Annotated in this window: 19 protein-coding genes; all 19 read right to left on the reverse strand. The window is 74.2% G+C overall.

The genetic code is table 11. The annotated features are described in order from the left end of the window. Window positions 1-70: 70 nt before the first annotated feature. Complete coding sequence (locus AC1WTP_RS17055; protein ID WP_481650243.1) at window positions 71-1,081, reverse strand: hypothetical protein; 1,011 nt, start codon at window positions 1,079-1,081, stop codon at window positions 71-73. Between the two features lie 39 nt (window positions 1,082-1,120). Continuing rightward, the gene (locus AC1WTP_RS17060) at window positions 1,121-2,065 is read right to left on the reverse strand and encodes an RluA family pseudouridine synthase (RefSeq protein ID WP_481650244.1); all 945 of its coding nucleotides are present in this window, start codon (window positions 2,063-2,065) and stop codon (window positions 1,121-1,123) included. Further along, a complete protein-coding gene (lspA, locus tag AC1WTP_RS17065; protein ID WP_481650322.1) occupies window positions 2,062-2,724 on the reverse strand; it encodes a signal peptidase II in 663 nt (220 codons plus the stop codon). The genes AC1WTP_RS17060 and lspA overlap by 4 nt, the downstream gene beginning before the upstream one ends. Window positions 2,725-2,742: 18 nt before the next feature. Beyond that, on the reverse strand, window positions 2,743-3,162 hold the full coding sequence (locus AC1WTP_RS17070) for a TraR/DksA family transcriptional regulator (protein WP_088992775.1): 420 nt from the start codon (window positions 3,160-3,162) through the stop codon (window positions 2,743-2,745). Window positions 3,163-3,384: 222 nt separating this feature from the next. Next, window positions 3,385-4,887, reverse strand: a complete 1,503-nt coding sequence (locus AC1WTP_RS17075) for a potassium/proton antiporter (protein ID WP_481650245.1) — start codon at window positions 4,885-4,887, stop codon at window positions 3,385-3,387. A gap of 22 nt (window positions 4,888-4,909) precedes the next feature. After that, window positions 4,910-5,209: a DUF167 domain-containing protein gene (locus tag AC1WTP_RS17080; RefSeq protein ID WP_481650323.1), complete on the reverse strand. Its 300-nt coding sequence runs from the start codon at window positions 5,207-5,209 to the stop codon at window positions 4,910-4,912. An 18-nt stretch (window positions 5,210-5,227) separates the two neighbouring features. Continuing rightward, window positions 5,228-5,845 (reverse strand): hypothetical protein, encoded by a 618-nt coding sequence (locus tag AC1WTP_RS17085; RefSeq protein WP_481650246.1) that lies wholly within the window; start codon window positions 5,843-5,845, stop codon window positions 5,228-5,230. A gap of 76 nt (window positions 5,846-5,921) precedes the next feature. Further along, window positions 5,922-6,731 (reverse strand): DivIVA domain-containing protein, encoded by an 810-nt coding sequence (locus AC1WTP_RS17090; RefSeq protein WP_481650247.1) that lies wholly within the window; start codon window positions 6,729-6,731, stop codon window positions 5,922-5,924. A gap of 44 nt (window positions 6,732-6,775) precedes the next feature. Beyond that, window positions 6,776-7,081 (reverse strand): YggT family protein, encoded by a 306-nt coding sequence (locus AC1WTP_RS17095; RefSeq protein ID WP_447136209.1) that lies wholly within the window; start codon window positions 7,079-7,081, stop codon window positions 6,776-6,778. Window positions 7,082-7,110: 29 nt separating this feature from the next. Beyond that, complete coding sequence (locus AC1WTP_RS17100; protein WP_481650248.1) at window positions 7,111-7,797, reverse strand: cell division protein SepF; 687 nt, start codon at window positions 7,795-7,797, stop codon at window positions 7,111-7,113. 191 nt (window positions 7,798-7,988) lie between these two features. Next, on the reverse strand, window positions 7,989-8,735 hold the full coding sequence (locus AC1WTP_RS17105; protein WP_481650249.1) for a YggS family pyridoxal phosphate-dependent enzyme: 747 nt from the start codon (window positions 8,733-8,735) through the stop codon (window positions 7,989-7,991). Window positions 8,736-8,904: 169 nt separating this feature from the next. Further along, window positions 8,905-10,020 carry a cell division protein FtsZ gene (gene ftsZ, locus AC1WTP_RS17110; RefSeq protein WP_481650250.1) on the reverse strand — a complete coding sequence of 372 codons (1,116 nt, stop codon included), beginning with the start codon at window positions 10,018-10,020 and terminating at the stop codon, window positions 8,905-8,907. 268 nt (window positions 10,021-10,288) lie between these two features. Continuing rightward, a complete protein-coding gene (locus AC1WTP_RS17115) occupies window positions 10,289-11,107 on the reverse strand; it encodes a cell division protein FtsQ/DivIB (protein WP_481650251.1) in 819 nt (272 codons plus the stop codon). Beyond that, window positions 11,104-12,594, reverse strand: coding sequence for a UDP-N-acetylmuramate--L-alanine ligase (murC, locus tag AC1WTP_RS17120; protein ID WP_481650252.1), 1,491 nt, complete (start codon window positions 12,592-12,594; stop codon window positions 11,104-11,106). The genes AC1WTP_RS17115 and murC overlap by 4 nt, the downstream gene beginning before the upstream one ends. 85 nt (window positions 12,595-12,679) lie before the next feature. After that, window positions 12,680-13,786: an undecaprenyldiphospho-muramoylpentapeptide beta-N-acetylglucosaminyltransferase gene (gene murG / locus AC1WTP_RS17125; protein ID WP_481650253.1), complete on the reverse strand. Its 1,107-nt coding sequence runs from the start codon at window positions 13,784-13,786 to the stop codon at window positions 12,680-12,682. Continuing rightward, a complete protein-coding gene (locus AC1WTP_RS17130; RefSeq protein WP_481650324.1) occupies window positions 13,786-15,198 on the reverse strand; it encodes an FtsW/RodA/SpoVE family cell cycle protein in 1,413 nt (470 codons plus the stop codon). Before AC1WTP_RS17130 ends, murG begins: the two co-directional genes overlap by 1 nt. 232 nt (window positions 15,199-15,430) lie before the next feature. Further along, window positions 15,431-16,555, reverse strand: coding sequence for a phospho-N-acetylmuramoyl-pentapeptide-transferase (gene mraY, locus AC1WTP_RS17135; protein ID WP_481650254.1), 1,125 nt, complete (start codon window positions 16,553-16,555; stop codon window positions 15,431-15,433). Then, window positions 16,552-17,958: a UDP-N-acetylmuramoyl-tripeptide--D-alanyl-D-alanine ligase gene (locus AC1WTP_RS17140; RefSeq protein WP_481650255.1), complete on the reverse strand. Its 1,407-nt coding sequence runs from the start codon at window positions 17,956-17,958 to the stop codon at window positions 16,552-16,554. The genes mraY and AC1WTP_RS17140 overlap by 4 nt, the downstream gene beginning before the upstream one ends. Beyond that, the gene (locus tag AC1WTP_RS17145; RefSeq protein ID WP_481650256.1) at window positions 17,955-19,514 is read right to left on the reverse strand and encodes a UDP-N-acetylmuramoyl-L-alanyl-D-glutamate--2,6-diaminopimelate ligase; all 1,560 of its coding nucleotides are present in this window, start codon (window positions 19,512-19,514) and stop codon (window positions 17,955-17,957) included. The genes AC1WTP_RS17140 and AC1WTP_RS17145 overlap by 4 nt, the downstream gene beginning before the upstream one ends. Between the last annotated feature and the right edge of the window lie 36 nt (window positions 19,515-19,550).

Genomic DNA, 19,550 nt, shown 5'->3' on the forward strand with positions numbered 1-19,550 from the left:
CCTGACAGGCTACGAACCAAACCCTATTCGGGCCACACCCGTCCGCGCACCCTCCCCCCGTGGCCGGTTGTCACACCGACGGCGTCGCGGGGCTACCGTCGGTCCCGTCCACCGAGGTCGGTGGGGTGTGCGACGGGGTCGCCGCGGGCACCGACGGCGAGGGCGGGAGTGACGGATCCGTCACGGCCGGTGCGGGTTCGGACGATTCGCCCACCGACGGGGCGGGTGCCGGGCTGCGCGTGCCCGGCCCGCTCGGCTCGCCGGTCGGTGCCGAGGGGGCGAGACCGCCGTCGGCCGGCGGCCGGGCCACGTCCTCCTGCTCGGGCAGCGGTGGGGTGAAGACCGTCCGGTCGAGCCGGCGCACCTCGGGGGCCGGGTCGACCACCCGGACGCCGGGCCGGGCGGCCACGCCGCGCAGCGCCGCCGGCTCGGCCCGGACCACCGCCGCGTAGACGCAGGCGCACCCCGACCGGTACGCGGCCGCCTCCGCCGCCGCGACCTCGGCCCCGCTGGCGTACACCTGGCGCAGCCCGGGGTCGGCGGTGGCGGCGGCCCGGGACCGGTAGTCGGCCGCCTCCCGGTCCTTGCGCGTGGCGAGTTCGGCCATCGCGCCGACCACGTCGTCCGGCAGCCGCTGGGCGGGGATGCGGACGATCTCGGTCTGCCGGTCGGGCAGCGGCACCCGGCCGAAGACCTCGGCGACCGACACGTCGCCGAGGACCGCCGCCAGCCGCTGCGGGGGCAGGTAGGACGAGAGCGAGACCAGCGCGTAGGTGCCGTCGCCCGGCGCGGCGGCGGTGGCCGGCAGGGTCGCCAGGTCGGCCCCGGCGGCCCGGACGTAGCCGGGGATGGACTCGCCGTTGGCCACCCCGACCCGGGTCACCTCGCCGACGGTCCGGTCGCCGACCGGCCGGTCGTCGGTGGCGAGGGCGGCGGTGAGCAGCACGGCGGCGCAGGACAGCAGCGCCACCGACGGCAGCAGCCGAGGCCGGGCCGGGCCGTGGCCCAGCCGGGCCACCGCCGTGGCCAGCCGCGGCAGCAGCCGCTGGTCCAACTGCCGCAGCAGGTCGCCGGCGCGCACGGAGGCCCCCTCGTCGGATCGTTTCGGGCGGGCGCCGCGCTAGTCGCGGAGGATCTCGAGCGCGCGCTCCAGGTCGTCAGGGTAGTCGCTGACGAAGCTGACCTCGTCCCCCGTTCGGGGGTGCAGGAAGGTCAACGCGCGGGCGTGCAGCCACTGTCTGGTCAGGCCGAGGCGGGCCGCGAGGGTGGGGTCGGCGCCGTAGGTGAGGTCGCCCACACACGGGTGGCGCAGGGTGGAGAAGTGCACCCGGATCTGGTGGGTGCGCCCGGTCTCCAGCCGCACGTCGACCAGGCTCGCCGCCGGGAACGCCTCGACGGTGTCGTAGTGGGTGATGCTCGGCTTGCCGCCGGAGACCACCGCCCAGCGGTAGTCGTGGGTCGGGTGCCGGTCGATCGGGGCGTCGATGGTGCCGCGCAGCGGGTCGAGGTGGCCCTGCACCACGGCGTGGTAGCGCTTGTCCACCTCGCGGTACTTGAACGCCCGCTTCAACGCGCTGTACGCCTGCTCGCTCTTGGCCACCACCATGATTCCGGTGGTGCCCACGTCGAGCCGGTGCACCACGCCCTGCCGCTCGGCCGCCCCGCTGGTGGCGATCGTGTGCCCGATCGCGGCCAGCCCCCCGATCACGGTCGGGCCGGTCCAGCCGGGGCTGGGGTGGGCGGCGACGCCGACCGGCTTGTCCACCACCACGATGTCCTCGTCGGCGTAGACCACCCGCAGCCCGGGCACCGCCTGCGGCACCACGGTGGGCGGGGCGGCCGGCGCGGGCAGCGTGACCTCCAGCCAGGATCCGGCCTTCACCTTGTGCGAGTTGGGCCGCACGGCGCCGTCGACCAGCGCGTCGCCGGCGTCGACCAGGGCCGCGGCGGCCGTCCGGGAGAGGCCGAAGAGCCGGGCCACGGCCTGGTCCAGCCGCAACCCGTCGAGGCCGTCCGGCACCGGCAGTGATCGGTGGTCGCCGCCCGCGGCGAACACCGAGGTCACGCCCGCTCCCGCTGCTCGGCGCCGGCCGCCGCGGCGGGGGCGTCGGCGGCGGCGTCCGTGCCCGCCCGGCTACCGTCGCGCTGCCGGCCGGTGAGCTCCAGCAACACGGCCAGGACCACGCCGCAGACCAGGGAGCTGTCGGCGAGGTTGAACACCGGCCAGACCCGGCCGTACGGGTCGAAGAGGCTGACCATGTCGACCACGTGCCCGACGAAGTGGCCGGGGGCCCGGAAGATCCGGTCGGTGAGATTGCCCAGCGCCCCGCCGAGCACCAGGCCGAGCGAGACCGCCCAGGGCAGCGACCGCAGCCGCAGCGCCATGAACAGGATCCAGCCGACCACCCCGATGGTGATCAACGGAAAGATCCAGGTGTGGTCGGCGCCGATGCTCCACGCCGCCCCGCTGTTGCGGGTCAGGTTGAGGTAGACGGCGCCGCCGAGCAGGCGTACCGGCTCCCGGTCCTCCAGGTTCACCAGGGCCAGATGCTTGGTGGCCAGGTCGGCCGCCAGCGAGGCCAGCGCGATGCCGAGAAGGATCGTGACGGCCTTGCGCCGGGGCGTGCGGCCGCCCGGCTCAGCGGGGCCGGCTCCGGCGGGCGGTGCTGCGCTCATCTGCTCCCCATCGACACTCGCGGCGGTGCCCGGGCACCGCCTCCTCAGGCCGCCGGGGAGTGGGCGTCAGCGCCGCTCCTCCAGCTGCTTGCAGGTCACGCAGAGGGTCGCCGACGGGAAGGCGGCGAGCCGCTCCACCGGGATCGGGTTGCCGCACCGCTCGCACCAGCCGTAGCCACCCTCGTCGAGCCGCTCCAGCGCGCGCTCGACCTGCGTGATCCGTTCCAGGATGCTGTTGGCGAGAGAGATCTCCTGCTCCCGCTCGAACGTCTTGGTGCCGGTGTCGGCCTGGTCGTCCCCGGCCGAGTCGGTCAGCCGGTCGCGCTGCAGCTCGGTGATCTCACTCAGCGTCTGATCGTACTCGGCGCGCAACTCGTCGCGCCGCGCCGCCAGGGCCGCCCGGATCTTCTCGGTCTCCGCCGCGCTGCGGGTGGCCTTGGCCACCGGCTTGCGGCCGGCGGTCCTGGTCTCGGCTGGCTTCGCCATCGTCGCTCCCTCGGCCGCGGAACCGCGGTGGTCCGCGGCGCCTGGACAGGGGTCGCCGGCATCGGCGCCCCCAGGTACAAAACGGGCGCGCGGCGACGGGGCCGCGCACTCCGGAGGTTGGCAAGAATACGGAACGTACAGGCGTCCGACAACGTGCCGCACCGTCGCTCCGCTTTTCAGCCCCGAGTCATGCCGTATCGGGACAAAAGGAACGCTAGCAGATCAACCATCGCGATCCTCGCCGTACTCGCCAAACCAGCGGGCCAGCCGGCCCCGCCGGCTGACCGCCCGCAGCCGGCGCTCCGTCTCGTCGCGCACCCCGTGGGTGGCCACGATCAACAGGCTGTCGCCGGTCTTGAGCCGGAAGTCCAGGCCCGGCACGATGCCCACCCCGTCGCGCAGCACCAGGGTCACCGCCGCGCCCAGCGGCAGTCGCAGCTCGTCGATGTGCACCCCGGCCAACCGGGACCCCGGCGGCACCTCCAGCTGGAGCAGGTCGGCGCGCATCCGCTCCAGCGGCGCGGTCTCCACCCGGATCTCGGCCGCCTCGGCCGGCGCGGTCACCCGCAACCGGCGGGCGACCGGAGCGAGCGTCCCGGCCTGCAGCAGCGTGAAGATCACCACCAACACGAAGACGGCGTCGAAGAGCCGGTCGGCGCCCGGCACCCGCGCGGACAGCGGGATGGTGGCGAGCACGATCGGCACCGCGCCGCGCAGCCCGGCCCAGGAGAGGAACGCCTGCTCGCGCAGGCCGAACCGGAACGGCAGCGCGGACACCGCCACCGACAGCGGCCGGGCGAGCAGCACCAGCGCCAGCCCGGCGACCACCGCCGGCAGCACCGCCGCGTCCAGCCGGCTCGGCGTGGCCAGCAGGCCGAGCAGCACGAAGAGCCCGATCTGGGCCAGCCAGGCCAGCCCGTCGGCGAAGCCGAGGATCGCCTGCCGGTGCGGCAGCCGGGCGTTGCCGAGCAGCACCCCGGCGACGTACACGGCGAGGAAGCCGGAGGCGTGCAGCACCGCGCCGGCCGCGTACGCGAGCACGGTCAGCCCGACCGCCGCGATCGGATAGAGCCCCGCCGAGGGCAGCGCGGCCCGGCGCAGCGCCCACCGTCCGCCGAACCCGGCGGCGAAGCCGACCAGCGCGCCGAGGGCCAGCTCGTAGCCGACCAGGCCGACCTCGTACCACCACGGGTGGGCGGCGGCGGCCTCCCGGGAGAGGAGCACCACCAGCAGCACCACCGGGGCGTCGTTCATCCCGGACTCGGCCTCCAGGGTGGCCACCAGCCGGGGCGGCAGCCGCAGCCGGCGCAGGGTGGCGAAGACCGCCGCGGCGTCGGTGGAGGAGAGCACCGCGCCGTAGAGCAGGGCGAGCCGCCAGTCCAGCCCGAGCAGCAGGTGTACGGCGAGCCCCACGACCAGGATGCTCACCACCACGCCCACCGTGGAGAGCGCGGCGGCCAGCCCGAGCACCGGGCGCAGCGTGCTCCACCGGGCGGAGAGACCGCCCTCGGCGATGATCACGATCAGCGCGCAGAACCCGAGGGTGCGGGTCAGCTCGGCGTCGTCGAACCGGATGCCCAGCCCGGCCTCGCCGATGGCCACGCCGAGCGCCAGGTAGACCAGCAGGCTCGGCACCCCGAGCCGGGTGGACAGCCGCACCGCCCCGACCGCGACCAGCAGAACGCCCGCCCCCAGCAGGAGCGCGAGGTCCAGCCCGGGGGTCACGGTCGCCTGGCCCGGGCTTGGTTCACCCGGCGGACCCGTCGCGCAGCCGGCCGAGCCGCTCGGTCAGCCCCGGGTCGGGGCGCTCGATCAGGAAGAGCTTGTCCCGGCTGGCCGCCCCGGCGCGCAGCGAGACCACCGCCGGCCGGACGCCGAGCGCCTCGGCCAGAGCCCGGCGGGCCGCCTCGGTGGCCCGGCCGTCGACCGCCGGCGCGTTCACCGCGATCACCAGCGCGGGCCCGTGCGGCCCGTCGAAGCGGCCGCCGACCCGGGCCCGGGCGGAGCCGGGCTTCACCCGCACGGCGACGGTGAGCGCGTCGTCCATGGTCACCCGGCGCCGGGGTCAGATCCGGTGCGCGTCGGCGAGCAGGGCGGTGGCCGGCGCGCAGTGGGCGCACGGGGAGAAGCCCAGCTCGACGGCCTCGGCGACGGGCAGCGGCTCGTGGACCCGGCCGACCAGGTGTGCGCAGCCGGCCAGGTGGTAGCGGGGACGGCCGTCGACCACCCGCACCTCGGTGGCCAGTGCGCCGAGCCGGGCGACCTGCTCCGGGGTGACGTGCTGGGTGGCCGGCTCGTCGTCGTACGCCTCGACGCCCGGCGTCGCCGTCGGCGGGTCGGCGTCGGCCACCGGCGGCTCGGGTGGTTGCCGCCACCCGGTGCCGCCGGCGTCGACCGTCGGAGGAACGTGCTGGACGGGGATGTCCGGGTCCGCCGGCGGCGGCCCGTACGCGGACTCGGCCGGGGTGGCCGGGCGGGTGCCCGTCCGCACCCGCTGCGCGGACCCGTCCCGGTGCGCCGTCGCCCGGTCGGCGGCCGCCTGGCGGGCGCCGGCGACCAGTGCGACGGCGGCCAGCAGACTGGCCGCGATGGAGATGATCAGGAGCAGACTGGAGCCGCCGGCCAGACCGAGCACCAGCAGCACCACCGCGACGAGGATGAGCAGGAGACTGGCGACTATCACGGCTCACCCCCGCCGCGTCCGTACCGATGAGGCGAGGTCGGCGACCGCCACCGTGGCGACGGCCGCCGACCGGTGATCAGCGACCGGCTTCCAGCGCGCCGGAGCGACCGCCGCCGTAGGAGCCGGCGAGCCCCGCGGTGGCCAGGCCGTTGCCGCCGGCCGCCCGGGTGCCCTCGCCACGGGTCATCTCGGCCTCCAGGCCCTGGCCGCGACCGTCGAGGTCACGCAGCTGGCTCTCCAGGTAGGCCTTCAGGCGGGTGCGGTACTCCCGCTCGAACTGCTTGAGCTCCTCGATGTGCTTCTGCAGCGCGGTGCGCTTGGCGTCGAGGCCACCCATGGCCTCCTGGTGCCGCTGCCGGGCGTCGCGCTCGAGCGCGTCGGCCTTGGCGCGCGCCTCGCGGGTGACCTCCTCGGCCTTGGACCGGGCCTCGGAGAGCAGCTGGTCGGCCTCGCGACGGGCGTCGGAGACGTGGTCGTCGGCCGTCCGCTGGGCCATCATCAGCACCCGCAGCGCCTGCTGCTCGCCGTCGCCGCCGCCGCCGACCGCCGGGCCGCCGGCCGCGCGGACCTGCTCCAGCTCCGCCTGCATCGCGCGCGCGGCCTGCTCGGCCGCCGCCTTGTCGCGCTGCACCCGGTCGAGCTGGGCCTTGACGTCGTTGAGCTCCGCCGCGAGTCGGGCGTCGCCGCCGGGGCCGGCCGGAACGCCGCCGCCACGACCGCCGCGCTCCACCTGGGCGCGCAGCTCGTTGTTCTCCTCGATGAGACGGGCGAGTTCGCGCTCGACCTCGTCCAGGAAGGCGTCGACCTCCTCCTCGTCATAGCCCCGCTTGCCAATCGGCGGCTTCTTGAAGGCGACGTTGTGCACGTCGGCCGGGGTCAGCGGCATCGAAACTCCTCGGGTCAGTTGCGGCCGCGATAGCGCGTCGGTCATCAGGCGGTCCTGATGATCGCCGGCTCTAACACAAACCTCATCAGCACGAACAGGATAACCAGGAGCACAAGGGAGGCCAGGTCGATGCTCACGGTACCAATTCGCAGCGGAGGGATCACACGCCTCAACGCGCTGAGAGGGGGATCAGTGACGCTCCACACGGATTCCAGTCCCGCCGATGCCCCGCGCCCCGGTTGCCACCGGCGGCCGTACTGGAGGACAGCGCTCAGGACAAACCGGGACAGAAGAAGGAGCAGGAAGACATAGAGGATCAGGTACAGGACCTGCAACAGGATCGACAACACGACAGGCGACGTCCCTCGGTCGGCCGGGGTCAACTCAGACTGAAAAAGCCACCCTCAGCGATCTTGGCCTTGTCCTCCGCGGTGACCTGGACGTTGGCCGGTGAGAGCAGGAACACCCGGTTGGTCACGCGCTCGATCGTACCGCGCAGGCCGAAGGCCAACCCGGCGGCGAAGTCCACCAGACGGCGGGCATCGGCCTCGTCCATCTCGGTGAGGTTGATGATCACGGGAACGCCGTCGCGGAAGTGCTCGCCGATGGTGCGCGCCTCGCGGTAGGTGGTCGGGTGCAGCGTGGTGATCTGGTAACGCTGCTCCTCCTCGGCCACCACCGCCCGCTCGCGGGGCTGCGCCTGCGGGGCCAGGGCGAGATTGTCCCGGGTGTGGTAGGTCAGCGCGCCGGAGGTCTCGCCGGCCGTCGACCGGGTGATGGACCGGACGCTGGACCGCTCCGCCCGCTCCGACTCCAGGCGCTCGGACTCGCCGCCGCGCCCGGTGGACCGCTCCGCGAGCCGGCCACGGTCACCCAGCCGGGGCCGGGGCGCCGGCGGCTCCTCGGCGTCGTCCTCCTCGTCGTCGGCGAACTCCTCGGCATACCGGCTCTGCCGGTAGCGCGAGTCGCGGTAGCCACCCTTGTCGTAGCCACCGTCGTCGTAGGCCCGCTCGTCGTCCTCTTCGACCAGACCGAGCCAGACCCCCGCCTTGCGCAGTGCACCCATCCCGCGCCCTTCCGTCCGCCGTGCGGCACACGCCCCCGTGCCGTGTCGCCTTGTCGCGAGTGGACCATTCCTGCCCACTGGACCGGAACGGCAATCCCCTGGCACGCGATTCGCGTCGCGCGCCACAACCCCCGGCAAAGGGACGCCGTTTCCGAAACAACACAGATGTAATTTCTTCTTCCGCGGTCAGGCTACCGCAGCGTGGGGCGCATTCCGAGCAACGCGCTACCCACACGGACATGTGTCGCGCCATATCCGATCGCGACTTCCAGGTCGCCACTCATTCCGGCCGACAGGGCGGTGGCTCCCGGATGGACGGCCCGGAACGCGGCGGCCACCTCGGCCAGCCGGCCGAACGCCCGTTCCGGTTCCCAGCCCAGCGGCGCCACCGCCATCAGCCCGGCCAGCCGCAGCGCGTCCCCGCCGGCCACCGCCTCGGCCACCGGGTCGAGCCCGGCGTCCGGATCGGCCGAACCCGGCAGGGCGCCACCCCGCGCCGCGTCGCCGTCGATGCTGACCTGGACGAGCACGTCCAGCGGCCGGTCCCGGCCGGCCGCCGACGCCGCGTCCAGCGCCCGGGCCAGCCGGACGCTGTCCACCGACTGCACCACGTCGGCGTAGCGGACCACCGAGCGCGCCTTGTTGCGCTGCAACCGGCCGATGAAGTGCCAGCTCGGGGTCACTCCGGCGGCGGCCACCTCGGCGGCCTTGGCGGCCGCCTCCTGGTCGCGGTTCTCCCCCACGTCGGTGACGCCGAGCCCGGCCAGCGCCACCACGTCCCCGGCCGGGTAGGTCTTGGTCACCGCGATCATGGTGACCTCGGCCCGGTCCCGGCCCGCGGCGGCGCAGGCGTCCGCGATCCGGGACCGTACCCGGGCCAGGCCGGCCGCGAGTTCGGCACGCCGGTCGGGGCGTACCGAGGTTGGACTGTCGCTCATGCCGGCACTCCGCTGCGCTGCGTGCCGCCACGAGGCATCCCCGCACTGAGCCTGACGATTCGCTCGCTGCGCTCGCTCATGCCGGCACTCCGCTGCGCTGCGTGCCGCCACGAGGCATCCCCGCACTGAGCCTGACGATTCGCTCGATGGGCTCGGTCATCGGCGCGGCTCAGGATCCGTTCTTGAGGAAATCGGGGACGTCGACGTCGTCGAAGAGCACCCGACGCGGCGACTGCGGCGGCGCCGGCATGGTGGTCGGCGGCGCGACCGGCGCGCTCTGCTGCGCCGGCTGGTTCTGGTTGGTCTTGCGGGCCGGCTCGGCCGCCTTGTAGGCCGGCGCGCCCCCGTCGAAGCCGGCCGCGATGACGGTGACCCGCACCTCGTCGCCGAGCGCGTCGTCGATGACCGCGCCGAAGATGATGTTGGCGTCCGGGTGGGCCGCGTCGGTGACCAGCTGGGCGGCGTCGTTGATCTCGAACAGCCCCAGGTCGGAACCGCCCGCGATGGAGAGCAGCACGCCGCGCGCGCCGTCCATGCTCTGCTCCAGCAGCGGGCTGGAGATGGCCGCCTCGGCCGCCTCGACCGCGCGGTTCTCGCCCCGGGCGCTGCCGATGCCCATCAGCGCGCTGCCCGCTCCGCTCATCACGCTCTTGACGTCGGCGAAGTCCAGGTTGATCAGACCCGGGGTGGTGATCAGGTCGGTGATGCCCTGGACACCGGAGAGGAGCACCTGGTCGGCGGTGCGGAAGGCGTCCATCATGCTGATGTTGCGGTCGCCGAGCGCCAGCAGCCGGTCGTTCGGGATGACGATCAGCGTGTCGCACTGGTTGCGCAGCTCGTCGATCCCGGACTCGGCCTGCACCTGGCGGCGCTTGCCCTCGAAGGAGAACGGCCGGGTCACCACGCCGATGGTCAGCGCGCCGAGCTTGCGGGCGATGTTCGCCACCACGGGCGCCCCGCCGGTGCCGGTGCCGCCGCCCTCGCCGCAGGTGACGAAGACCATGTCGGCGCCCTTGAGCACCTCCTCGATCTCGTCCCGGTGGTCCTCGGCGGCGTTCTTGCCGACGTCCGGGTTGGCGCCGGCGCCCAGGCCACGGGTCAGCTCGCGGCCGACGTCGAGCTTGACGTCGGCGTCGCTCATCAGCAGTGCCTGCGCGTCGGTGTTGATCGCGATGAACTCGACGCCCTTGAGCCCAACCTCGATCATCCGGTTGACGGCGTTGACGCCGCCGCCCCCGATGCCGACGACCTTGATGACCGCCAGGTAGTTGTGCGGAGGTGTCATCTCCGGTCCTTTCCCTTCGAGATTGGCTTCGCCCCGACCCGGTACGGCGTGGCCAGACCAACGGTCGACGACAGCTGTCACCAGCGAGGATCAGGGGTGAACCCTCACCCTCTACTAGAGGCTTACAGTTATGTCAACCACTGATCCTCTTCGGGGCAACGTAAGCGCCCCCACGCGATGAGCCAAGGACCTGCCCGGCGTGTCGCCCCCCGGAGCGGAACGGGTCACGTCGGGCGGACCGGGCCCGGCCGTCGCGCTGACCGGCGGCTCACCGGAAGGTCACCACGTCCGGGGCGCTGACGTCGATGGTGTCGGCTCTGCGACCCAGCAGCGCGGTGGCCACCCGGGCCTTGTCCGTGCCCCGGGTGGCGTCCCCCCAGACCACCGTCCGGTCGTCGCGCAGTCGCAGGCTGATCCGGGCCAGACTCTCCACGGTCACGTCGACCAGCTCGGCGCGCAGCTGCGGGGTGAGCGCGGCGACCACGTCCAGCGCGGCCCGGGTGCCCGGATCCGCCGGCCCGGGATCGGCGACCCGGACCAGGGGCAGCTCCGCCGGGCGCCGCGGCAGCGTCCGGAACACCACGCCGGCCGCGTCGACCACCACGAACTCCTCGCCCCGCGGCACCACCGCCACGCCGGTGCGTTCGGTCACCCGGACCACCAGCGCGTCCGGCCAGTCCCGGGACACGGTCACCCGCTCCACCGGCGGCAGCGCGCCGATCCGCCGCTGCACGCCGGCCAGGTCCACGGTGGCCAGCGGGACGTCGTCGGGCACCCCCGCCGCGTCCCGGACCTGCACCGGGGTCACCAGGTCGGCGCCCTCGACGCGGACCTCGCGCACCCCGAACAGCCCGGTGCCGAGCAGGGTCCAGGCGACCAGCCCGGCCAGCGCGAGCACTCCGGCGGCCACCGCCCAGGGCAGCGCCGCGCGCATCCGCCGTTGCCGGGCCCGGGCCATGAACCGGCGGGTCGACGCGGGCACCGCGTCGCTGCCGGCCCGGACCAGCTGCCAGCGGCGGACCGGGCCGCGCCGGCCCGCACCGCCGTCCGCGCCGCTGGTCCGCCCCCGGGCCGGGCCGGGGCTCATCCGCCGGCGGGCGCCGTGCCGTCCGGGACGACGCCACCGATCGCCGGGCTGTCCACGGCCGGGCCGGTACGCCGGGCCGACAGCGCGTCCAGCAGCTGGTCGCCCATCAGCGAGATCGGCGGGGCGCCCATGGTCACCACCACGTCACCCGGCCGGGCCCGCCGGGCCACCTCCGCCGGCGCCGCCTCCCAGGAGTCGACGAAGACCTTCCGCTCGGCCGGCAGCGGCACCGCCTCGATCAGCGCCGCCGACCCCTCCCCCGGCTGGCGCAGCTCGCCGGGGCCGAAGACCTCCAGCAGCACCAGCTCGTCGGCGATGGCCAGCGCCTCGGCGATCTCCGCCTGCAGGTCGCGGGTGCGGTAGAGCCGGTACGGCTGGAACACCACGATCAGCCGGCCGTCCCCGGCCACCTCGCGCAGCGTCTGCAACGCCAGGGTCATCGAGGTGGGGTGGTAGGCGTACTCGTCGTAGACCAGCACGTCGTCCGCGAGGCCCTTGCGCTCGAAGCGCCGCCGCACGCCGGGGAAGACCGCCAGCGCGGCCTCCGCCGCCTCCAGCGGCAGCTCCAGCAGGTACGCGGCCAGCACCGCCGAGGCGCTGTTGAGCCCCATGTGCCGGCCCGGCACCGGCAGCCGGAACTCGCCCAGCGACCGCCCATCGATGCCGGCCAGGTAGCGCACGCCGCGGGCCGACGAGGTCATGTCGGTCAGCCGCAGGTCGGCGTCGGCCGCCTCGCCGTAGGTGTGCACCCGGCGCCCCTCGGCGCGCAGTGTCTCGGCCAGCCGCCGCCCGCCCGGGTCGTCGGCGCAGGTGATGATGAACCCGTCCGGGTCGGTGAGCCGGGCGAACTCGGCGAAGGTGGCCTCCAGGTTGGCCAGGTCGCCGTAGGTGTTCAGGTGGTCGGCCTCGACGTTGGTGATGATCGAGACGTACGGGCGGTAGATCAGGAACGACCGGTCGCTCTCGTCCGCCTCGACCACGAAGTACTCGCCGGTGCCGTGGTGGGCGCCGGAGCCGACCTCGGAGATCTCGCCGCCGATCACGAAGGACGGATCCTGCCCGGCCTGCTGGAGCACCATGGTGACCATCGAGGTGGTGGTGGTCTTGCCGTGGGTGCCGGCCACCGCCACCGTGCGGCGACCGGTCATCGCCGCGGCGAGCGCCTCGGAGCGGTGCAGCACCCGCAGCCCGCGCCGGCGCGCCTCGACCAGTTCCAGGTGGTCCTGCGGGATGGCCGACGAGTAGACCACGGTGTCCACGCCGTCGAGGTTGTTCGCCTCGTGGCTCATGTGGATGGTGCCGCCGAGCGCGCGCAGGCCGGCCAGCGACGGCCACTCCCGCAGCTCGCTGCCGGAGACCGGGATGCCGCGGGTGAGGAAGAGCCGGGCCAGCCCGCTCATGCCGACGCCGCCCACCCCGATCAGGTGGATGGTGCCCAGGTCCTCCGCGGTGAGCGTGCCGGCCGGGGTGAACTGCGCGGTGTTCATGACAGCTGCCTTCCAGTCGCGGCGCACCCGGTCACCGGGTCGCGGTCGTTCGCGACCGCGGGGCTCGCAAGCTCACTCCTCGCGCTCACCGGGACACCGCCTCGTAGACGAAGTCGAGCAGCGCCTCGTCGCCGTCCCGCCGCCCGTAGCCGGCCGCGGCGGCGCCCATCGCGGCGAGCCGGTGCGGATCGCGGATCAACGGGATCACCGTGCGCTCCAGCCAGTCCGGGGTCAGCTCGGCGTCGTCGACGAGCAGCCCGCCGCCGGCCTCCACCACGGGCAGCGCGTTGCGCTTCTGCTCCTGGTTGCTGTGCGGGTAGGGCACGTAGATGGCGGGCAGGCCGATCGCGGCCACCTCGGCGCAGGTCATCGCCCCGCCCCGGCCCAGCATCAGGTCGGCCGCGGCGTAGCCGAGCTCCATCTCGGACAGGTAGGGCAGGGTGACGTACGGCACCGGCAGGTCGGTGGGGATCGGCACCGGCTCGTTGCGGGCGCCCATCACGTGCAGCACCTGCACCCCGTGCCGGGCCAGTTCCTTGGCTGCGCCGGAGACCGCGAGGTTGATCGACCGGGCGCCCTGCGAGCCGCCGGCGACGAAGAGCACCGGCAGGTCGGGGCGGAGCCCGAAGTGCGCGCGGGCGGCGTCGCGCACCGCGGCCCGGTCCAGCCCGGCGATGCGCTGGCGCAGCGGCACGCCGACCACCCGCGCCTCGCGCAGCGACTCGGCCTGCGCCGGCTGGTGCGGGAAGCCGACCGCGACGTGCTTGGTGAACTTCATCCCGAGCCGGTTGGCCACGCCCGGCGGGACGTTCACCTCGTGGATCACGATCGGTAGCTCGCGGCGCCAGGCGGCCAGGTAGGCCGGCACCGAGACGTACCCGCCGAAGCCCACCACCACGTCGGCGCGCACCTCGTCGATCACCTTGCCCGCGGCGCGGGCCGCGGTCCACATCCGGCCCGGCGTCTTCACCAGGTTCATGTTGACCGACCGGGGCAGCTGGTAGGCGGGAATCTGGCGCAGGTCGTAGCCCTGCGGCGGGATCAGTTCGTTCTCCAGGCCCTTGGGTGTGCCGAGACAGGTGATCCGGACGCCGGGGTCGTGCCGGCGCAGGCAGTCGGCGAAGGCGAGCAGCGGGTAGATGTGACCCCCGGTGCCACCTCCCGCGAGCACCACCGAACGCAGCGGACCCATCACCGTCTCCTCTCGTCCGCCGACCGGCCGCGGCCCCGGGTGGACCGGACACCGCGCGGTTCGGCCTGGTCGTCCTGCCGCCGCTCCCGCGCCCGGGGCACGGACCCTCGGGCGGCCGCCGGCGTCGCCGTCCGGCGGCGCCGCGCGGGAAGCGGTGGCAACGGGGCCCACACTAGTCGGACCCATCGGGCCGGCGGACGGGCATGCAGTGCTCTGGCCGCATCGGGCTCGGCGCGGGCGAAGGAGGCCAGCATCCCGACCGCGGCGAGCGTGACGACCAGGGCGCTGCCGCCGTCGGAGATGAACGGCAGCGGCAGGCCGGTGATCGGCAGCAACCCGACCACCCCGCCCACGTTGATCACCGCCTGGCTGACCAGCCAGGTGGTCACCGCGGTGGCGGCCAGCCGGCGGAACGGGTCGTCGACCCGGCGGGCGATCCGCAGCCCGGTGTACGCCAGCACGGCGAAAAGGGTGAGCACCACCGCGCACCCGACCACGCCGAGTTCCTCGGCGATGATCGCGAAGATGAAGTCGTTGTGCGCCTCGGGGAGCCAGTCCCACTTGAGGCTGCTCTTGCCGAGCCCGACGCCGAACCAGCCGCCGTGCTCGATGGCCAGCCGCCCCTGGAAGATCTGGTAACAGCCCTCGAGCTTGCAGTCCTCCGGGGCGGGCGGGTTGAAGAAGGACATCAGCCGGGCGAACCGGTAGTTCTCCTCGCCCTGCTCACCGGAGCCGGCGCCGAGCGAGGCGACCGCGATCAGCAGGCCGACGCCGATCAGCCCGAACACCGACAGCGCGCCGAAGACCCGCAACCGCACCCCGGCCGCCCAGAGCAGGCCGACCACCAGCGCCAGCAGGCAGAGCATGGTGCCCAGGTCGTTGTAGCCGACCAGCACGAAGAGCAGCCCGACCACCGGGAAGAGCGGGGTGGCCAGCTCGCGCCACCAGCCCAGCGCGGCGCCCTTGCGGGCGATCACGTGCGCGCCCCAGAGCACCAGGGCGAACTTGGCCAGCTCGGAGGGCTGCACCTGGATGCCGCCGATGAACAGCCAGAGCAGCCGGGCCTCGATCGGACCGATCCGGGCGGAGTCCTGGCCGGTCAGCCGGGCGTAGGCGAGCAGCAGGTTGAGCACCAGCAGCAGCCCGACGGCGGTGACGAGCAGCGGCCGGCCCAGCGACCGGTAGGTCGTCGCCGGCAACCGCTGGCAGGCCCAGAACGCGCCGATGCCGATCACCGCGAAGATCGCCTGCTTGGTGAGCGAGGCCGAGGCGTTGCCGTTCTCGGCGTAGTCGCGCACGCTGGTGGCCGAGAAGACCATGGTCAGGCCGATCAGCAGCAGCAGCCCGGCGCTGGAGAGCAACAGGTAGTAGGAGGCCAGCGGGCGGTCCAGCAGGCCGCGCAGCGCGGCCAGCCCGCCCGCGGCGTCGAGGCCGCGCAGCGCCGCCGCACCGCCCGGTTCGTCCGGCCGGCGCGGCGTCCCGGCCGCCTCGGCGGTACGCGTCCCGCCCGGCGACGTGCGTGCCCCCGCCCGGGTCGTGCCCTCGATTCCTCGCGCCTCCCCCACCCCGACATCATCGCGGTTTCCGGGGCCGGCCACCCGCGCAACCGCCCCCTCGGCGTGTCGAACCCGCTCCCTTCCCGGGTCAGGTGACGGCGGCGAGGAATTCGCTGTAGAAGAGGCCGAGGGCGATGGCCACGCCGATGCCGGCGATGATCCAGAACCGCACCACGATGTTGACCTCGCTCCAGCCGGCGAGTTCGAAGTGGTGCTGCAGCGGGGACATCCGGAACACCCGCTTGCCGGTGGTCCGGAAGGAGATGATCTGGATCACCACCGACATCGTGATGATCACGAAGAGGCCGCCGATGATCGGCAGCAGCAGGATCGTCCGGGTGGACATCGCCATCCCGGCGATCAGCCCGCCGAGGCCCAGCGCGCCGGTGTCACCCATGAAGATCCGCGCCGGCGAGGTGTTCCACCACAGGAAGCCCACACAGGCACCGGCCGCGGCGCCGGCGATCAGCGCGATCTCCAGCGGGTCGCGGACGGTGTAGCAGTAGTCCTGGGTGTAGTTCGGGTCGGCGCACCAGTGCCGGTACTGCCAGAACGCGATCAGCGCGTACGCCGCGAGGACCATCACCGAGGCGCCGGTGGCCAGCCCGTCGAGGCCGTCGGTGAGGTTCACCCCGTTGGTCGCGGCCATCACCACGAAGATGAAGATGACCACCGCGCCGATCTTGGTGACGTCCAGCGCCGGGATGTCCCGGATGAAGCTCAGCGTGGTGCTGCCGACGGTCTCGGTGTTGGTCACCGCGCCCGAGGCGTCGGTCATGGTGCTCGGGAAGTAGAGCGCGACCACCCCGAAGACCGCGCCGACCAGGATCTGGCCGAGCAGCTTGCCGCGCTTGTTCAACCCGCCGCTGTGCCGCTTGCGCACCTTGAGGAAGTCGTCGATGAACCCGACCGCGCCGGAGAAGACCATCAGCCCCAGCAGCACCAGGGCGGTGATGGTCGGCTCGACCTGGGCGATCTGCTGGTCCGGCAGGGTGGTCAGGGCGAGGTGGCCGGCGACGTACGCGATGACCGTGGCGAGGATGAACACCACGCCGCCCATCGTCGGCGTGCCCTTCTTGCCCTGGTGCATCGCCGGGCCCTCGGCCCGGATCGGCTGGCCGGCCTTGAGCCGGGTGAAGACCTTGATCGCGATCGGGGTGCAGAAGAGCGAGATCAGGAAGGCGACCCCGACGGCGACGATCACCGCCCTCATGCGGCGGTCTCCCCGGTCGCCTCCGCGGCCTCCGCGCGCAGCGCGTCGGCCACCTCCCAGGTGCGGTACCGGGAGCCCTTCACCAGGACGACGTCGCCCGGTCGTAGCTCGCTCCGCAGCACCTCGACGGCCGCCGCCTGATCGGTGAGCAGCACCGACTCTCCTCCCCAGTCACCTACCGATGTCGCGCCCTCGTGGATCGGCGCCGCCGGCTCGCCCACCACGAGCAGCCGGTCCACGCCCAGTTCGGCCGCGAGCCGGCCCACCTCGGCGTGCCCGTCGTGCTCGAACGGGCCCAGCTCGGCCATGTAGCCGAGCACCGCGAGGGTACGCCGGTCCCGTCCGATGCCGGCCAGCGCACGCAGCGCGACCGCCATCGAGGCCGGATTGGCGTTGTACGAGTCGTCGATCACGGTCACCCCGTCGGGACGCTCGAAGACGTCCATCCGCCGGGTGGAGACCAGCCCCAGCTCGCCCAGGGCGATCGCCAGCTCGGTCAGCGGCATGCCCAGCTCCCGGGCCACCGCGGCCGCGGCGAGGGTGTTCGAGACCTGGTGCCGCCCGGTGAGCCCGAGCCGCACCGGGGCGTCCCCCTCCGGGGTCACCAGGGTGTACGCCGGCCGGCCGCGCTCGTCCAGCGTCACGTCGACGGCGCGCACGTCCGCGTCCGCCGCCTCGCCGTAGCGGACCACCCGGGCGACGGTGCGCGCCGACATCGCGTCCACCAACGGGTCGTCGGCGTTGAGCACCGCCAGCCCGTCCGCCGGCAGCGCCTCGACCAGTTCGCCCTTGGCCAGCGCGATGGTCTCCCGGGAGCCGAACTCGCCGATGTGCGCCACCCCGACGTTGAGCACCACGGAGATCCGCGGCGGCACCACGTCGCACAGGTAGCGCACGTGCCCCACCCCGCGGGCGCCCTTCTCCATCACCAGGTAGCGGGTGTCCGGTCCGGCCTGCAACGCCGTGTACGGGTGCCCCAGCTCGTTGTTGAACGAGCCGGGCGGCGCGACCGTCGGCCCGAGCCGCGCGGCGAGCTGGGCGATCAGGTCCTTGGTGGTGGTCTTGCCGGACGAGCCGGTGAGCCCGATCACGGTCAGCCCGGGCAGCCGGTCCACCACCGCGCGGGCCAGCCGGCCCATCGCGGTGAGCGCGTCGCCGACCAGCACCATCGGCACCCCCGGCACCTCCCGGGTGCCGAGCACCGCGACCGCCCCGGCCCCGAGCGCCGCCGCGGCGTAGTCGTGCCCGTCCACCTTCTCGCCGGGGAAGGCGACGAAGAGCGCACCCGGGGACACCTTGCGCGAGTCGAACTCGACCGGGCCGGTGACCCGCACGGCCGGGTCGGCGGCCACCAGCCGGCCGTCCACCGCCGAGGCGACCTCGGCCAGGCTCAGCGCGATCACCGGTGACCCGCCAGGTCCCCGAACCGGGCACGCAGCGCGTCGGCCAGCTCGGTGCGGTCGTCGAACGGGAGCACCTCGCCGCCGACCTCCTGCCCGCGTTCGTGGCCCTTGCCGAGCAGCGCGACCACGTCGCCGGGCTCGGCCAGCCGGACCGCCTCGTCGATGGCCGCCCGGCGGTCGGCCACCTCCTCGATGCGGGCCGCCGTGCCGGCCCGCCGGGCACCGGCGAGCACCTCGGCGCGGATCGCCGCCGGATCCTCGGTACGCGGGTTGTCGTCGGTCACCAGCACCACGTCGGCTCCCTCCGCCGCGGCGGCGCCCATCACCGGCCGCTTGCCCCGGTCCCGGTCACCGCCGGCGCCGATCACGCAGATCAACCGGCCGGCGCTGAGCTCCCGCAGGGCGGCCAGCGCGGCCACGATCGCGTCCGCCTTGTGCGCGTAGTCGACCACGCCGCGCACCGGGCCGTCGGCCACCAGCTCCAGCCGCCCGGGCACCCCGCCGCAGGCGGCCACCCCGGCGGCGGCGGTGGCCGGGTCCACCCCGGCGGCGACCAGCGCGGCGATGGCCAGCAGCGCGTTGGCGACGTTGTGCCGGCCGGGCAGCGCCACGCCGGTGGGCAGCACCAGACCGTCCGGTCCGTGCGCGGTGAAGTGCTGCGCGTACCCCTCACCGCCGACGCCGTCGGCCCACCAGGTCGCGGCGGGGTCGCCGGCCGCCGAGTAGCTCACCGTGGCCGGCTTGAACAGCGGCCGCAGCGCCGGGTCGTCGTGGTTGAGCACCTCCACCGCGCACCGGCCGTCGAAGAGCTGCGCCTTGGCGGCGAAGTAGTCCGCCGTGTCGGCGTGGAAGTCCAGGTGGTCGGAGCCGAAGTTGGTGTAGCCACCGACGGTGAACCGGACCCCACCGACCCGGCCCATGGCGAGCGCGTGGCTGGACACCTCCATGACCACGGCGGTGACCCCGCGCTCGCGCGCCGCGCCGAGCATGGCGTGCAGGTCGGTGGCCTCCGGCGTGGTGCGCACGCTGTCGATCCGCAGGTCGCCGAGGCGGGTCTCCACGGTGCCGATCAGCCCGGTGGTGTGGCCGGCCGCGCGCAGCCCGGACTCGACCAGGTAGGCGGTGGAGGTCTTGCCGGCGGTGCCGGTCACCCCGATCACGGTCAGCGCCGCGGTGGGGTCGCCGTAGACGGCGGAGGCCAGGGCGCCGAGCACGGCGCGCGGGTCGGGCACCACCAGCGCCGGCAGGCCGGCCTCGGCCGCCGCCGGCGCGCCCGCCGGATCGGTCAGCACGGCCACCGCGCCGGCGGCCGCGGCGCCGGCGGTGAACTCCGCGCCGTGCCGGCGGGCGCCGGGCAGCGCCGCGTACAGGTCGCCGGGGCGGACCTCCTGGCTGGCGTGGGTCACACCGGTCACCACCGGGTCGGCGGCGCCCGCCGGGGCCTGGACGGCGAGCCGGGCGGCGAGGTCGCCGAGCCGGACGCCGGGCACGGTACGGGGACGAGGATTGCCGGGCACGGCGTCAGACCCTACCCGGTCGTCCGGTTCCGGCCGCACAGCCGCCCCGGTGGTTCGTCCGCACTCACCGATGAT

Source organism: Micromonospora sp. R311 (assembly GCF_056780015.1).

What these genes read in the sequence shown, in the direction of transcription:
- AC1WTP_RS17090 (WP_481650247.1), bottom strand. Translation starts at nt 6,731, where the DNA reads ATGCCGCTGACCCCGGCCGACGTGCACAACGTCGCCTTCAAGAAGCCG.
- AC1WTP_RS17100 (WP_481650248.1), bottom strand. Translation starts at nt 7,797, where the DNA reads ATGGGTGCACTGCGCAAGGCGGGGGTCTGGCTCGGTCTGGTCGAAGAG.
- murC (WP_481650252.1), bottom strand. Translation starts at nt 12,594, where the DNA reads ATGAACACCGCGCAGTTCACCCCGGCCGGCACGCTCACCGCGGAGGAC.
- AC1WTP_RS17105 (WP_481650249.1), bottom strand. Translation starts at nt 8,735, where the DNA reads ATGAGCGACAGTCCAACCTCGGTACGCCCCGACCGGCGTGCCGAACTC.
- mraY (WP_481650254.1), bottom strand. Translation starts at nt 16,555, where the DNA reads ATGAGGGCGGTGATCGTCGCCGTCGGGGTCGCCTTCCTGATCTCGCTC.
- AC1WTP_RS17070 (WP_088992775.1), bottom strand. Translation starts at nt 3,162, where the DNA reads ATGGCGAAGCCAGCCGAGACCAGGACCGCCGGCCGCAAGCCGGTGGCC.
- ftsZ (WP_481650250.1), bottom strand. Translation starts at nt 10,020, where the DNA reads ATGACACCTCCGCACAACTACCTGGCGGTCATCAAGGTCGTCGGCATC.
- AC1WTP_RS17080 (WP_481650323.1), bottom strand. Translation starts at nt 5,209, where the DNA reads ATGGACGACGCGCTCACCGTCGCCGTGCGGGTGAAGCCCGGCTCCGCC.
- AC1WTP_RS17115 (WP_481650251.1), bottom strand. Translation starts at nt 11,107, where the DNA reads ATGAGCCCCGGCCCGGCCCGGGGGCGGACCAGCGGCGCGGACGGCGGT.
- murG (WP_481650253.1), bottom strand. Translation starts at nt 13,786, where the DNA reads ATGGGTCCGCTGCGTTCGGTGGTGCTCGCGGGAGGTGGCACCGGGGGT.